The organism is Nocardia flavorosea NBRC 108225, from assembly GCF_001613385.1.
In the GTDB taxonomy this organism is placed as follows: Bacteria; Actinomycetota; Actinomycetes; order Mycobacteriales; family Mycobacteriaceae; genus Nocardia; species Nocardia flavorosea.
On the sequence record NZ_BDCG01000018.1, the window covers coordinates 109,358 to 124,132 of the forward strand.

Consider the following 14,775-nt stretch of genomic DNA (forward strand, 5'->3'; position numbering starts at 1 on the left):
GCACCCAGTTGCGGGCATACCGGTCGAGTATGCCGGTTCGGCGCCCCCGCCGAACCGGAGTCGGCGGGCGGTCGCGCCCACTTCAGCGAGGGATCCGGATCCAGCGGACTTCAAGCGCGCCTGCGCGCGAAACTACGGCACCGCGACCAGCGACACCGCGGCGCCGGATTCGACGTTCGCGTTGGCCGCGGGACGCTGCGAGATCACGACCGAGGAATCCAGCGGTGCGAACTGACGCACCTCGACCTGCAGACCCAGCCCTTCCAACGTGCGGCGGGCCTCGCTGACGGATTTGCCCACCACCGACGGCATGGTCACCGCCTCGGAGATCAGCAGGGTGACCGAGGAACCGGCGTCGACGGTGGTGCCGACGCCGGGTTCGGTGCCGATAACGCGGCCCACCTCTACCAGTTCGTCGTAGACCTGCTGCTCACCGGCGACGGTGAGACCGAGGTCCGCGAGTTTCTTGCGGGCCTGATCCGGGGTCTCGGCGCGGAGATCGGGTAGCTGGACCGGTTCGGATCCATTGCTCTTCCAGACCTGGACGTGCGCGCCCGCGGGAAGCACGGTGCCGGGTGCGGGATCGATCCGGGCCAGAGTGCCCTCGGGTGCGGTGCTGGCGACCTCGCCCGCGTCCACCGGTTGCAGGCCCTGATCGCGGATCAGTTGCTGGACCTCGTCCCAGTCGGCACCGGGGGAGACCGCGGGCACCTCCGGTTTACCGCTGGACACCAGGATATCGACGGTCGAGCCTTTGGTCTCGCGAGCGCCCGGCCCCGGATCCGTGCCCACCACACCACCGACGGGCACGGTATCGGAAGCCTTGTCCCTGGTCCCGGTCTCGAATCCGGCCTCCTGGAGTTCGGCGGTGGCTTGTTCGACTGTCATCCCGGCGACCGAGGGCACCGAGTTGTAGCGACCCATCCCCAGCCACCAGCCGCCGATCCCGACCAGCAGTGTCAACACCACCACCGCGGCCGTCCAGATGATTCCGTTGCGGCGCTTGGCGGCGTGACTTTCCCGGAAGGAGTTGTACTGGGTGGGGCGTTGCGGCGGAATGTAGGCCGGCGGCGGAGGTTCGTTTCGTGGCTGCGCCGTGGTCACCATCCGAGTCGGTTGCGGGCCCTGCGCCGCGACGGGCTCGGGCGCCGGGCGGGCGACGGGATGACGGGCGCTGGTGTGCTCCGCCGAATCCTGCGGCGCGGGAACCCGATAGTCGGGCAGGTTCAGCCGCGCGGCAATGGATCGTAGTTCGGCCACCATTTCCGTGGCATCGGCGAACCGGTGCCCGGGTTCGCGGGCGGTCGCGCGGGCTACCAGCCGGTCGAATTCGGGCGGCACCCCGGCGATGAACTCGCTCGGGCTCGGAACATCGTTCTCGACCCGCTGGTAGGCCACCGAGAGCGAATTGTCACCGGTGAACGGCACCTTGCCGGTGAGGAGTTCGAAGATCAGGATGCCGAATGCGTACACATCACTGCGGGCGTCGGCGCTACCGCTGGTGACCTGTTCGGGCGAGAGATAGGCCGCAGTACCCAGGATGACGCTTGCGGAGGTGGTATTGGCGGCTGCGACGGCGCGGACCAACCCGAAATCGGCGATCTTGACGTCGCCGGCGTCGGAGATGAGCACATTCTCCGGTTTCACATCGCGATGCACCAGACCGGCCGCATGGGCGACCCCGATCGCGGCCAGCACCGGTTCGGCGACGGCGCGGACCGCATGCGGCGGCATGGGCCCGCGTTCGCGCAGCAGTTCGCGCAGCGTCCCGCCCTGGACCAATTCCATCACGAGGAACGGGTACTCGCCGTCCACACCCTGGTCGTACACCTCGACGAGGGAGGGGTGTTTCAGCCCGGCCACCGCGCGGGCCTCGAACTCGAACCGGGTCAGGAACTGCGGATCACCGGCGAACTTGGGGTCCATCACCTTGATGGCGACCTGCCGGCCGAGCCGCGTGTCCACACCCCGGAACACCATCGACATCCCGCCCCGGGCGATCGGCGCGTCGATCCGGTAGCGCCGATCCAGTACGGCGCCGATCAATTCTCCTCCGGCTGTCACGAACCTCTCCACCCTCGTACCGCGTCCACACGGTCGCCGCCGCTGCGGCTCCCACATGTTATCGGCCGAACCGGTGCGGGTGTCTCACGGCGTGCAAGCGACCGCCGTCTACGGTTGTCTTCCGTGAGTACCTTTCCTTGCAGTGCCGATGTCCTGCCCGCCTCGGTACCGCTGCTCTCGCTACCCGATGTCGCGAAGAACCTGGGTGTCGTGGTGACCCGGGTGCACCAGATGCTGCGGGACAACCAGTTGCTCGCGGTCCGCCGGGACCGCGTCGTGGGGATCCCGGAGATCTTCTTCGACGAAACGGGTGCGGTACTGAAATCCCTGCCGGGCCTGATCACGGTGATGCGTGACGCCAAGTACACCGACGAGGAGATTCTGGAATGGATCTTCACCGACGACGACACACTGCCCGGTAAACCGGTAGAGGCGTTGCACGGCCCGCTGGCCCGTGAGGTGCTGCGCCGCGCCGCCGCCGATCCGTTCTGACCACTGCCTCTCCACTCCGTGGTCGTAGAAGCGGCAACGCCGGTCACCGCAGCCGGGGACCAGCGCACTTCCCGATCGGAGGTGCAGTCTTCGGTCTTCCGCGGGCCGCCCGTGGCCGGTACGCCGGTCGGTCACCCTTCGCGTCGCCGGCGCAGAATCGGCAACGATCACGCCGAGACTGCCGGTCAGTGTCGCGCGCCGACGGGTATCGGTGACCCGCCGGCGCAGTCTGTGTAGACGCCTGTCCGACGCGGGTATCGGCTGCGGGCAGCGACGTGCTGCGGGTGCACTTGACGGTGCCGTGTCGTGCCAGGCTGTCCGGCGGCCCTCGCCGGCCCGGAACGGTGACGATTCGCCGCGCTGCTCCTCAGCGGATTCGGGCAGGTCTTCCTGGTCCCCCGACCGCACGCATCGCCCAGGACTACCGGCGCAACGCGGCGCCGGCCGCCAGCCGCAGCCGACGAGGTCCCGGGACCACGGCGCGCCGCGCGAATACGTTGTAACCACTGTCTTCGATGCGTTCCAGGATGGCCGCGTACACGGTGGCGGCCGTGCGAATCCCCGGGCGTACGCGTGGGCTGAGCAACTCGATGCCCGGGTGCGCGCGGCGGTAGAGGTCACGGTTGACGGCGATCAGGTGCGCGAGCGCGCGACGGACCCGGCGATCGGTGCTACCGGTCCGATGGCAGTACACCAACAGCTCCTCGTCGACACCGAAGGCGGCGAGTTCGTCGGCGGGCAGGTAGATCCGGTCGCGGTCGAGATCTTCGCCGATATCGCGCAGGAAATTGGTGAGCTGGAAGGCGTTGCCCAGAGCAGCCGCCGCGGGTTCGGCCGCCGCGCGGGGTACGACCGTACCGAGTACCGGAAGCAGTTGCAGGCCGATGGCCGCTGCCGATCCGCGCATGTACTCGTCCAGGGCAGCCATGGTCGGGTAGCGGTTCCGGAACAACGGTGAACCGGGGGCGTCCATACGCATGGAGTCCAGGAACGTCCAGAAAAGGCGAGGATCGATGGCGAACCGGGTGACGGTGTCGGTGAGTGCCAGGGCGATCTGGTCGAACCTGGCGGGCAGCTCGGCGACTCGGGGTGCGCCGAGCGGCGGGGTTGCGCTGGAGTGGGGGGAGTCGAGCGGGGTGTTCGAGGTGGTATGGGGTGGGGCGGGTGGCGTGTTCGCGCTGGGCCGGGGGGAGTCGAGCGGGGTGGCCGAGGTGGACTGGGACGAGTCGAGCCGACGGGGCGCGGTCGACCGCGGGGAGTTGAACGGCGCGGTAGTACTGAGCTCCGCCGGGACGGCCGTGCCCAGCTGCTGCGGGACGAACGGGAGGGGCGCAGCGGACGGTGACCACGAGGCGCGCAAGGCGTACTCGACGGCGTCCAGCACGGCCGCCGGGGCATGCCGGCGCGCCGGGCCGTCGACGATATCGTCCACCATCCGCGCGAAGGCGTAGAGGGCGTGGACGGCGGGGCGCCGCTCGGCGGACAGCAGCCGGGTCGCCAGGTAGTAGGTGCGGCCGTGGACGGCGGCCGTCCGGCGGCAGCGTTCGTACGCCCGGCGCAACACTTCGGGGTCGGTGATGAGGTGGGAACCGGTGGTGCCGGAGGCCGCCGCCGCGTGCTCACGCCGCTCCGGGGAGGCCAGGTTATCGATATCCTCTCCGCTCACCGTGGAACCGGTCGATCGCCCGTGCGTGACTGTGGCGTTGCGTGTGGTTGAGGGTGTGGCGTTGTGCTCGGCCGGGGGCGTGGTGTTGTGCTCGGCCGGGGGCGCGGTCCCGGTGTCACCACTGGGACCGCGCTCGGTACCGGAGGCCACGGGTGGGCTGCCCTGCACATTCCTCGACACGCGATTCGATGGGGTCTGTGTCGTCGACGCCCGCGTCGACGACTGCGGTGCTTCCGGGGGCCGGGCGGATGCTGCCAGTGCGTCTCCGGCCTGTCCCGCGGCGTGAAGACCGCGTTCGCCGGCGGGTTTCGGACCGCGTTCGGCGTTCACGGTCCAGCGGTGACTGTGGGGGTCGTCACCTGCCGTGGCGTTCCGCGCAGACGCAGCGGATCCACCGTTCGCAGCGAGAGCGCGGCGACGATGGCGGCGAAGGTCGCAGCGGCGACATGCCAGAAGTTGTAGAGCCCGATCGACCCGTCCGGCTGGAACACCAGCATCAACCAGGTGCAGATGCCGACCAGCGTCATGAGAGTAGTGGTCGACAGCGCGAATCCGGCGGCCAGCGCCAGCGGCCACGAGTAATACCAGGGCAGCGCGGCCGGCGACAGGATGACGATCGCGACGAAGGCGATCAGGATTCCCAGCACCGCATCCCGTTCGCTGAGTTTGAACCGCCACCAGGTCCACACCAGCAGGCCCAGCAGCGCCGCCATGCACAGTAAGCGGGTCACCTCGAGGGTCGAGCCGAGCTCGAAGGGGGTGATCCAGGTGGTGATATGCGCCAGGATCGTCGGTAGCGACAACCAGTTGATGATCTTCTGTGACCCGGACAGCGCGGTGAGCCAGCCGATCCCCACCCCGGCGATCGCGGAAGCCGCCACGAACACCACGGCGAACACCGCCAATCCGAGTGAGGCGATCTTGGCGAACATCTTCCAGTGGTGCGCCAGGAATTCCCGGCTACTCGTCGCGAGTGCCGCACGCTGGCCGTCCTCGGCGCGCCGGTCGCGTTCGTGCAGCATCCATATCCACACCAGGAACGGCAGCGCCACACCGGCAGTGGCCTTGATCGCGACCCCGATGGCCACCACCACGATCCCCGCCACGTGATGACGTTCCAGGACCAGCGCGATTCCCGCGCACATCAGGCCGACCATCAGCATCTCGTTGTGCACGCCGCCGATCAGATGGATCAGTACCAGCGGATTGAGCACGGCCAGCCACAGCGCGACTGTGGGCCGGCCACCGAGATGTTTGGTCAGATACGGCACCGCCCACATCATCAGCGCCAAGCCCGGCAGCATCACGAAGCGGAGCGCGATGGTGCCCGCGACCACGCTGTCGCCGGTGACCGCGGTGATGGCGCGACCCATCAGCAGGAATACCGGGCCGTAGGGGGCGGTGGTGGTGGTCCAGACGGTGCTCACGTTGTCGAGCAGGATGCCGGGGTTGGCGACGGGACCCACCTGATACGGGTCGAAACCGTCTCGGAGCAGTGCGCCCTGGGCGAGGTAGGAGTAGGCGTCACGGCTGAACATCGGTACCGCGAACATCAGCGGGGTGATCCAGATACCGACGATGGCGCGCAATTCGTTGAGGCGCACATCGCCGGAGTGGCCGCCGAAGCCCAGCGTGATCCGGCCCAGCCGCACCCAGGCGGCCACCATCATCAGCACGCCGGCCCATACACAGATCATCGACAGCGCGTACCCGTGTCCGAATCGCAGCCAGGACAGATGCACCGCTTCGAGTATCGGATCGCGTTCGCGCACACTGCCGGCCCCGAACCCGCCGAAGGTGATCATGATCGCCCCGGTGAAACCGAGAAGCGCCGCATGCCCTTCCGGGCTGCGCAGGAAATCGGCGCAGAATCGTAGCCAGCCCAGCAGGCCGGGCGCGAAACCGGCCCGGCCGGTCAGCTGGGCAGGAGCGGGCGCGGCCGGCGCGGGGGCGTCGGCGCCGGGGAGACGGACGGCGGTGGCGGCGGTGTGTGTATAGGGGGCTGGCATCAGTTGTCGGTCCCCCCGGGTGGTCGGCGGTCGCAACCGCAGGCGAATAGGTCGGCGCTCAGTTTACGGCTTCCCTCCGGGAAGACAGCCGGACGGTCGCGGAGGCACGCGTCCGGACTTCGCGATTCTCGCCCACAATGCGCTGTGCCGCGAGTTTTCCCGACAGCAGCGCGGTGGGAACTCCGACACCCGGCGTGGTCCCGCAACCTGCCAGGACCACGTTCTCGCTGCCGCGCGGGAAGTTACGCGGACGAAACGGGCCGGTCTGGCGGAACAGGTGCGCCGCGGAGAAAGGAGTCCCGGCGATCATGCCCTGATCCCGCCACGTCGCGGGCGTGTCGAGCCGGTCGACGACGAATTCGCTCGTAATACGGTGATATCCCCGCGCTTCCAGTACCGAAAGGAGTTCCCGCAGATAGGCCGGACCCAGCCGGTCCCAGTCCAGCGGCGCCGAATCCAGGTTCGGGCACGGTGCGAGCAGTGAGAACGGTTCGTAGCGGACGCCGTCGCGAGTGAGGTACAGGCCGGGGTCGCTCAGTGCGGGCCGGGTCAGCAGCAGCGACGGGTCGCTCATCGGCCGGCCGCCGCGCCGCGCGGTGATCTCGCGGAAGGTCTGCGCCCAAGCGGCACCGAACTCGATCGTGTGATGCGCCCGCACCGGCCACTGTCCGGCCACCGCGACCGGAACGAGCCCATGCGCGACCACCGCTGACGGCGAGGCCCGCAGACCGCGGCGCGGCCGGACCCCGAAACGGTCCAGGGATCCGAGATCCGCCGTGAGCACGACGGCGTCGCAGGGCAGGGTCCGGCCATCCGCCGTTACCACTCGCCGGGCCCGGCCCCGGTGGTAGTCGATACCCGTCACCTCGGTGCCGAGCTCGAGCCGCCCGCCCGCGGCGGTGAACGCCCCGGCGAGAGTATCGGCGACCGCGCGCATACCCCCCTTGGGGAAATAGACGCCCAGACCCGTATCCATATGAGGAATTGCGCCGTACACGCCCAGCGCCTGGGCAGGCGCCATACCGGCGTACAGCGCCTGGAAGGTGAACAGCCGGCTCAACCGGGGGTCGCGCAGGGTACGGGTGACGCGCCGGCCCAGCCGGCCGAACGCCCCGAGCGCGACGAGGTCGAACAGTGCCGCGCGTTTCGCCGGAACCCGGATCAGATCCAGAGGCGAATCGAAATTCGCTGCCAGGAATTCGTCGTATTCGGCGCGGTACACCCGCCCCAGCCAATCACGCAGCCGACGGTAGCGCACTGCCTCGGCCGGGCCGCAGACCCGCGTCACCTCCGCGCTCATCCGATCGGCATCGGAGAACACGCGCAGATCGGATCCGTCGGCGAAACGGGCATGATATGCCGGGGCCAGCGGCCGGATCCGCAACGGCGGCAGGGCGGTATCGGTGTCGAGCCCCACGGCGGCCAGCGCATCGTCCACGAGTTCGGGCAGGGTGAGGATGGTGGCGCCGGAGTCGATTTCGTAGCCGTCGAGCCGGTAGCGGCCCATCCGCCCGCCGGGATGATCGGCACGTTCGGCCACGGTAACGGAGCAGCCCGCGCCGGTCAGGTACAGCGCCGCCGACAATCCGGACAGCCCGGCCCCGACCACGACGACACGCTCTACCGGGCCACGCACAGTCCTCATCGGAGCCCACCGAACGCGGGCCGCGCTACCGTCGCCGGGCGTGAACCGTTCATCCCGAGCCCGACGGATACACACGGTGGGCCTGCGTGGTGACGGCACGCTGCGGCGTCCCGGCGTGAACTGCTCATGCCGTGTCGGCGGGGCATGGGCGGGGGGCCTCCGTGGTGATGCTGTGCTACCCCGTCCGGGCGTGAACCGGTCATGCTGTGTCGGCGGGGCACGGGTGGGGGCCCTGCGTGGTGGTGCTGTGCTGTCCCCTCCGGGCCTGACCCGATCATGCCGCGCGCCGGGTGGCGGCGAGCGCCATTGCCTGGAGCCGGTCTTTGGCCTCGGGGGTGGCGGAGCTGGCTTCGATGGCGGCGAGTCCCTGGTCGGTGAGTGCGGCGATCCGGGTCTCCACGGCATCGACCGCGCCCAGCTCGATCAGCAGCTCGCGCAGTTCGCCCACCTGTTCGTCGGAGAGGTCGGTGCCGATCGCGGCGCGTAGCCGGTCGCCGGCGGCGCGGTTGCCCGCCGCGGCCCGTTGCAGTGCCTCGGCGACCAGGACGGTGCGTTTACCCTCGCGCAGATCGTCACCGGAGGGTTTTCCGGTGACCTCCGGATTCCCGAACACACCGAGCAGATCGTCGCGCAACTGGAAGGCGATCCCGATATCGGTACCGTAGGTGCGGTAGGCGGCGACCAGATCGGCATCTGCGCCGGCGAGGGCCGCACCGAGGTGCAGTGGACGCTCGACCGTATAGGCCGCGGTTTTGTACCGGTTGATCCGCAGCGCCGCCGCCACCGATTCGTCGCCGCTGGCCTCACCGTGCACATCGAGCAGCTGACCACCCAGTACCTCGGTACGCATCCCGGCCCAGACCGGGGCGAACCGGCCCAATGCCGCAGGATCCAGGCCACTGCCGTGCACCATATCGTCGGCCCAGGCCAGGGCCAGATCACCGAGCAGGATCGCCACCGATTCGCCGTAGTGCGCAGAATCGCCCGTCCAGCCCCGGTGGCGATGGCGTTGTTCGAAATCCACGTGCACAGTGGGGAACCGGCGGCGGGTGCGGGAACAGTCGATGATGTCGTCGTGGATCAGCGCGCACGCCTGCACCAGCTCGAGTGCGGCACAGGCCCGGAGCACGGGCCCGGCCTGAGCACCGGCCGGATCGCCCCCGGCACCGAGCCAGCCCATCCAGGCGAAACCGGGGCGGGTGCGTTTACCGCCGCGCAATACGAACGATTCGAGCGCGCCGACCGCGTCGATGAATACCGGACCCAGTTCGGTGACGGCTTCCGCGCGGGTGGCGAAGTAGCCGGTCAGGGCCTGTTCGACGGCGGTCGCGAAGGCCGCTGTCCCGGGGACGGCCGAGAGGGGACCCGGATGGGTCGTGGTGTCGGTTCCGGTTCCGGCGGACAGGATGACCTCCCAGATCGTTACTCGCCATGGGGGCCGCCACCGAGATCGTCCGCAGGGCCCCTCCGCTGGTGTCCCATGGTCACCCGCCGTGGCGACGGGACCTGATCGCAGAATACGCGCGGACAGGTCCCGAACAGCAACGGGCGGTGCGCTGCACCGGGGAGAGGCTCGGATCGCCCGAACTTACGGCTCTAGACTGGCCCGGTGACCGGAAAAAGTAGCGCGCAGGCTCGGTCCTCCGGGACCGGGTCAGTCCAGAGCCGACTGTGCTGGTATGGTTCGGCGCATCCTCGTCGCCGGGCGGGCAGAGAGGCTGAACGCCTGTGGAGCGGATGTAAGACCTTCACTTGTGGGGGCGGTCTGCTGTGAAGCAGGAACCCACCGAGATACCGCACAGCGGTATAGCAGGAGTTCCGGTTGGTGACACCCGGGAGGACGTCGATTTCGATAACGCCCGGGTTCCGGCCTCTGGCTGGATAAATCCCACGACACCGCAGCTCTCCACGACCCCTTCGGTCGTGCAGAGCCTGGATCGGCATGCCGGTGCTGGCGTGCCCTTCTCGGTGGAGTTCTCACCACCCCGCGACGAAGCCGGTGAACAGCGGTTGTGGCGTGCGGTGCGCACCTTCGAGCGGATGCATCCCGCCTTCGTCTCGATGACCTACGGCGCCGGTGGCAGTACCCGCGATCGCACGGTACGGGTCACCGGGCAGCTCGCCCAGGAAACCACGCTGCTGCCGGTCGGGCATCTCACCGCGGTCGGGCACAGTGTCGCCGAGCTGCGGTCCATCGTCGGTGCCTACGCGGACTCGGGGATCAGCAATATCCTCGTGCTGCGCGGCGACCCGCCGGGCGATCCGCTGGGCGAATGGCAGAAGCACCCCGACGGCGTGGAGTACGCCGAAGAACTGGTGCGGATCGTGCGCGACCTCGGCGATTTCCATGTCGGGGTGGCCTCGTTTCCGCAGGGGCACCACCGTTCGCCGGATCTGGATTGCGATACCGCCTACCTCGCCGCGAAACTGCGTGCCGGCGCGGAGTATTCGATCACTCAGATGTTCTTCGATGTCGACGACTATCTCCGGTTGCGTGACCGAGTAGCCGCCCTGGACCCGGTCGAAGGCGCCAAACCGATCATTCCCGAGCTGATGCCGATCACCTCGCTGCGCACTGTGGAGCGAGCCGAACAGCTGTGCGGACGCCCACTTCCGGAGCCGGTCCTGGAACGGTTGCGCCGCGCCGCGGGCTCCGGTGCGGAGGAGGACCGCGCCGCGGTCCGCGCCGCCGGGATCGAGATCGCCACCGAAATGGGTGAACGCCTGATCGCCGAAGGCGCTCCCTGCCTGCATTTCATCACTCTGAATTTCGCCAAGGCCACCAGTGAGGTGCTGACCAACCTCGGTTACGGGGTCACCGCGGCACCACTGAGCGCCTGAGCTGCGGAGTCGCGTCGGGCCGACCGGAGGGTCGCCGTACGTCCAGGCAGGTAACCTCGGCGGCGGCCTTCGGCCGGGCCCCGCGTCCGGACCGGTGCGTGCAGCACGACGGCCACGCCCTGTGGGGCGCGCAGCCAGAGGCCGAGAACGGCAGCGTCGCCGGGGCGGCCGGTCCCGCTCGGTACGGCGGTGGACAGTTCCGAGGACGGTCGATCTCAGCGGGGGCTACCGAGCGCGCCTTCGTGCTCGGCCCGGCATACCGCAGCCGTTCCCGGTGGACGTCGTAGCCGTACCGCCCGGCCGGTCCGCTTGCCCGCGGAATGCACCAGCGAAGCCGCTCCGAGTGTGAGTAGGGATTTGATCCCTTCGGGTTCTCGCGGACCGGGCCCGGTTACCGCTGTACGCCGGAGGCGCGGCTAGACGAGCGGGGCGTGGACGTGGATCATCGTCCGTTCGCCTTGGCGGAGAACCTCCAGGGCATGGTCGTCGTGGCGCAGGATCAGCCCGGGTGCGCCGTCCACGGGATCGAGGATCTCGATGCCGGCGATCCGGGCGCCGTCGTGGTCGAGCCGGTCGCCCGGTTTGGCGGCGATGAACACCCGGCCGTTCACGACCCACCAGGTGCCGGGGATTCCCGGCACCTGCTCGGGGGATTCGCCGAGGATGTGCCGGGCGAGCGGGACTGTTTCGCGGTGTGCGCTGTGCAGGCGGGTCGAGTAGCGGCTGTGCCACTGTGTCCAGTCGGTATCGACACTGGGATGGACGGCGATGGTCATACGAGCCTCCTCGAACCCGGCCGGAAAGGGCCTGTTGCCCGCCGATCGGTCCGGGCCGGTTCATCATCCGGCCACGCGAACATCGGGCACAAGACTGAGAATCAGCGTGAGTTCAGCTCTTCTCCGGGCCCGAGAGTGCGTCCCTTCCAGGTCAGAGCGTTGCGGCGCCGATCGCGGTGTGAGCGTGCCCACAGCAAGAAGTAGGCCGTTATTGCCACTGGGTGGGACACTGCGGCAGCGAAGTCGCCGGATTCCGGCCGTCGTCCGGTTTCCAGCCCGCGAGCGAGTAACCGTCCGGCACCGGCAGTGGCGTACCCGACCAGCCCCCACCGCCGCACCGATCCGCGGCCGAGCACACCGGCCAGCGGAGGCAACCAGTACGCCCAGGCCGCGACCGCCGCGACCGCGAGCCCACCGGGAATCGAACCGCCGTACGCGGACCACAGCCAGCGCCGGTATCCCGTGGCGAGTTCGCCTCCACCCCGGTACATCCGTGTCCGCGCCAGATCGCCGGCCGCCGCCAGCCCGGTGCGGTAGCCGCCGCGGCGCAGCGCGCGGGCGATATCGAGGTCTTCGGTGGCACTGTCCGCGACCGTCGTGTGCCCACCGATCGCACGATAGGCGGCCGCGTCGAACACCAGGAACTGCCCACACGCGACCACCGTCGAGGTCCGTAGTCCGCGATCGGCGCACACCACCGGCAGCGTCGACGCCCACGACCAGCACAGCAGCGGTTGCACCAGGTGCTCGGCGAGGGACCGCGCCTGCTGCTGCGGCCAGGGTGACACCAGCGCGATATCCCGGCGCCGCAGTTCGGCCACCGCCGCGGCGAGGGCGCCCGGCGCGAGGCGGATATCGGCGTCCAGGAACACCAGCACCGTGGTGTCCGCGAGCTGCTCCGCGGTATGGGCGAGCGCCCGGCAGGCCGCGGCCTTGCCGGTCCAGCCCGGCGGCGGGTTTCCGCTGCCGCGCAGCAATGTGCAGCGCGGGTCGCCGTCGATTGCCTCGACTGCACGTGCGGCTGTTCCGTCCGTGGAGTCGTCGTCGAATACGAGTATCCGCAGCCGTGGGATATCGGTCTGGGCGCGTAGATCGGCGATCAGGGCGGGAATCCGGTCGGCTTCGTCGCGGGCGGGGACACAGACTGTCACCGCCTCGGTGATCGGCGCAGCAGTGGGGGACAGCCTGGGCACGGTGAGCCGGTTCCACGCCGTCAGCGCCGCACAACCAGCGGCCAACCAGGCTCCCACGGCGACCAGCCGTGCCGGTCGCCGCAGTGCCCTCCCGGTGAAGCCTGCTGCGCGAGCCGGTCGGCGTGGCGGGGTGGAGTCGGTTGCGCGAGACAGTGGTGACAAGCCCGCCGCGTGGAGCAGCGTGGGCCGGCCCGGTGCGCGAGATGCGGAAGAACCTGCTGCGACGCGAGCGGGCGGAGTCGAATGTGCCGGTCGGCGTGGCGGGGTGGAGTCGGTTGCGCGAGACAGTGGTGACAAATCCGCCGCGTGGAGCGGCGCGGGAAGGTCCGGTGCGGGAGAGGATGCAGCGGGTGCTGCTCGGGTGGACGGTGCGACGGAAGCCGGCGTGCGAGCCGAGCCGGGCGACCGCGGCCGGGCGGCCGACCGGAATGAGCCCGTTCGACCCCGCGCGATGGACCTCATGCGTCGTTTTTGACCTGATCCCACCAGCGGCGCAGCGAGAAACCGGCCGGGGCGCCGGAAGCGGGCGGGTTGCGGTGGAGGTAGGCCAGCGCGGCGACGACGGCCGCGACGGCCAGGGTGATCCCGCCGACGATACCGGCCCAGCCGGCGAACGAGCGGGTGTTCGGATCGGCGTAGCCGACTTCGGCGCGGACCGTGCTCACCTCACCGGCGGGCAGTTTCCAGGTGACCACCGCATCGCCCTCGCGGGTGCCGTTGGTTTTGGCGACCCGGGCCGGGAACGCCACACTCAACTGCACATCCGAGCCGTGCGGGGCCAGCGTTTCCAGATCGACGCGGCCGTTGAGGCTGACCAGATCGCCGTTGCGCTGGAATTTCAGGTCGAACAGGCCCTGTGCCTGCTCCGACAGCTGGCCCAGCTGTTCGACCTCGCCGAAGTTCAGGTCGTCGAAGTAGATTTCGCTGCCGACGTAACCGTCCTGGTTGTACGGTTCGATCCGCACTTTGGTGGCCAGTGCCTCCGGAGCGGTGAACTGAGGTCCCTTGTCCTCGCTGTTCTCCGGAACGACCGCGGCAACGATCCGGCCCGATACCCGGTCGTTGGAGGACAACCCCATCGAGGCCTGGACCCGCAGGCAACCGGCCAGGGTGGGCACCAGCAGGGCGGCCAGTACGATCGCCGCCGTCACCCGCGCCCGCAGGCGGCGGGAGCGCAGAACAGGGACCGGGGAGCCGGGTTTCGCGGTAACGGGACTCGAAGGCACGGATGACATGGTGCCAGGCCGCGACTCACCGACGCCATGCGACGGGCCCGGCCGCGTCGCCACCGGGCACATCGTTGCGCCCGAGGCCGGTGCGAACCGTCCGGACCAGCAGCGGAACCCCGAGCAGACCCAGCGCGACCCCGCCGTAGGCGGCCGAGTACGGCAGGCCGAGGAAAACCGCGTGTGCCAGCGCGGAACCCAGCCACGTCCACAGGAACATCAGTACCGGTACACCCACTCGCCGGGTGGGCGGGGCGGCCCGGTCCCATACGGTCAGCGCACCGGCGATGAGGCCGGCCACGAGGAACCAGCCGAGATAGTTCGTCCAGGGGATGGCCGCGAGACCCGGCAGCCCCGAATCGCTATCGGCCCACCACCACTGGCCGTCGGCCACCATCTGCGGATCCAGGAACAGATCCCAGCCCACGGCACCTGCCGAGGTGGCGGCGATCCGCGGCGCGGCCGTCCGGCACAGGATCCCGGCGACCACCCAGATCGGATATATCCCACCGGTCCACGCGAGCGGGACCACCAGCGGCACGTCGAACAGTGCCGGACCCAGCCGCCCTACCGCGTACTCGTAGGCGCCGAACGGGAACCCGGTGGCGGTGCCCACGGCCTCGGCGACGAGACCGATACCGGAAACGATGACGCCGAACCCCGCCGCGTACCGCAGACCGCGTGTCACTGCCGCGTGTATCAGGGCGGTGCCGGCCGAGGCGAGTACCACCGCCACCGTGACGACATCGCGGGCGGACCCGTCGGTCAGCGGATACGCGATCTGCACGGCGACGAGCAGGAGCAGGCACCCGGCGGGCGCCGGCTCACGTGGGCTGTCCATCCCGATCTTCGATACCACCACG

Annotated in this window: 11 protein-coding genes; 2 read left to right on the top strand and 9 right to left on the bottom strand. The window is 69.5% G+C overall.

Going from position 1 to position 14,775, the window contains the following annotated elements; genetic code table 11:
* Positions 1 to 132: 132 nt before the first annotated feature.
* Complete coding sequence (pknB, locus tag NFL01S_RS24375) at positions 133 to 2,046, bottom strand: Stk1 family PASTA domain-containing Ser/Thr kinase (RefSeq protein WP_062978636.1); 1,914 nt, start codon at positions 2,044 to 2,046, stop codon at positions 133 to 135.
* A gap of 141 nt (positions 2,047 to 2,187) precedes the next feature.
* On the opposite strand from pknB, the gene NFL01S_RS24380 reads away from it, so the two are divergent.
* On the top strand, positions 2,188 to 2,556 hold the full coding sequence (locus tag NFL01S_RS24380) for an Rv2175c family DNA-binding protein (RefSeq protein WP_062978637.1): 369 nt from the start codon (positions 2,188 to 2,190) through the stop codon (positions 2,554 to 2,556).
* 421 nt (positions 2,557 to 2,977) lie between these two features.
* Here the strand turns inward: NFL01S_RS24380 and NFL01S_RS34740 are convergent, their stop codons facing one another.
* The 4 genes from NFL01S_RS34740 to NFL01S_RS24400 all read right to left on the bottom strand — a co-directional run bounded on the left by NFL01S_RS34740 (position 2,978) and on the right by NFL01S_RS24400 (position 9,296).
* A complete protein-coding gene (locus tag NFL01S_RS34740) occupies positions 2,978 to 4,135 on the bottom strand; it encodes a phytoene/squalene synthase family protein (RefSeq protein WP_245670873.1) in 1,158 nt (385 codons plus the stop codon).
* A gap of 413 nt (positions 4,136 to 4,548) precedes the next feature.
* On the bottom strand, positions 4,549 to 6,231 hold the full coding sequence (locus NFL01S_RS24390; RefSeq protein ID WP_084493207.1) for an alpha-(1->6)-mannopyranosyltransferase A: 1,683 nt from the start codon (positions 6,229 to 6,231) through the stop codon (positions 4,549 to 4,551).
* Positions 6,232 to 6,289: 58 nt separating this feature from the next.
* Positions 6,290 to 7,876, bottom strand: a complete 1,587-nt coding sequence (gene crtI, locus NFL01S_RS24395) for a phytoene desaturase family protein (protein ID WP_062978638.1) — start codon at positions 7,874 to 7,876, stop codon at positions 6,290 to 6,292.
* Between the two features lie 274 nt (positions 7,877 to 8,150).
* Positions 8,151 to 9,296, bottom strand: a complete 1,146-nt coding sequence (locus NFL01S_RS24400) for a polyprenyl synthetase family protein (RefSeq protein ID WP_084493208.1) — start codon at positions 9,294 to 9,296, stop codon at positions 8,151 to 8,153.
* Positions 9,297 to 9,757: 461 nt separating this feature from the next.
* Here NFL01S_RS24400 and NFL01S_RS24405 point away from each other — a divergent pair, with 461 nt between their 5' ends.
* A complete protein-coding gene (locus NFL01S_RS24405) occupies positions 9,758 to 10,717 on the top strand; it encodes a methylenetetrahydrofolate reductase (RefSeq protein ID WP_062978785.1) in 960 nt (319 codons plus the stop codon).
* A 416-nt stretch (positions 10,718 to 11,133) separates the two neighbouring features.
* On the opposite strand, the gene NFL01S_RS24410 is transcribed toward NFL01S_RS24405, so the two are convergent.
* The 4 genes from NFL01S_RS24410 to NFL01S_RS24425 form a co-directional block, all read right to left on the bottom strand.
* Entirely contained in the window at positions 11,134 to 11,493 is a 360-nt protein-coding gene (locus NFL01S_RS24410; protein WP_062978640.1) for a hypothetical protein, read from the bottom strand.
* Between the two features lie 101 nt (positions 11,494 to 11,594).
* Positions 11,595 to 12,731 carry a glycosyltransferase family 2 protein gene (locus NFL01S_RS24415; RefSeq protein ID WP_245670856.1) on the bottom strand — a complete coding sequence of 379 codons (1,137 nt, stop codon included), beginning with the start codon at positions 12,729 to 12,731 and terminating at the stop codon, positions 11,595 to 11,597.
* Between the two features lie 413 nt (positions 12,732 to 13,144).
* On the bottom strand, positions 13,145 to 13,921 hold the full coding sequence (locus NFL01S_RS24420; RefSeq protein WP_063916027.1) for an LppM family (lipo)protein: 777 nt from the start codon (positions 13,919 to 13,921) through the stop codon (positions 13,145 to 13,147).
* A gap of 16 nt (positions 13,922 to 13,937) precedes the next feature.
* Positions 13,938 to 14,753 (bottom strand): carotenoid biosynthesis protein, encoded by an 816-nt coding sequence (locus NFL01S_RS24425; RefSeq protein ID WP_062978788.1) that lies wholly within the window; start codon positions 14,751 to 14,753, stop codon positions 13,938 to 13,940.
* Positions 14,754 to 14,775 lie beyond the last annotated feature (22 nt).

Bases quoted from the DNA above. Each gene is read 5' to 3' on its own strand.
- NFL01S_RS24390 (WP_084493207.1), bottom strand. From the start codon at position 6,231: ATGCCAGCCCCCTATACACACACCGCCGCCACCGCCGTCCGTCTCCCC.
- crtI (WP_062978638.1), bottom strand. From the start codon at position 7,876: ATGAGGACTGTGCGTGGCCCGGTAGAGCGTGTCGTCGTGGTCGGGGCC.
- NFL01S_RS24410 (WP_062978640.1), bottom strand. From the start codon at position 11,493: ATGACCATCGCCGTCCATCCCAGTGTCGATACCGACTGGACACAGTGG.
- NFL01S_RS24420 (WP_063916027.1), bottom strand. From the start codon at position 13,921: ATGTCATCCGTGCCTTCGAGTCCCGTTACCGCGAAACCCGGCTCCCCG.
- NFL01S_RS24425 (WP_062978788.1), bottom strand. From the start codon at position 14,753: ATGGACAGCCCACGTGAGCCGGCGCCCGCCGGGTGCCTGCTCCTGCTC.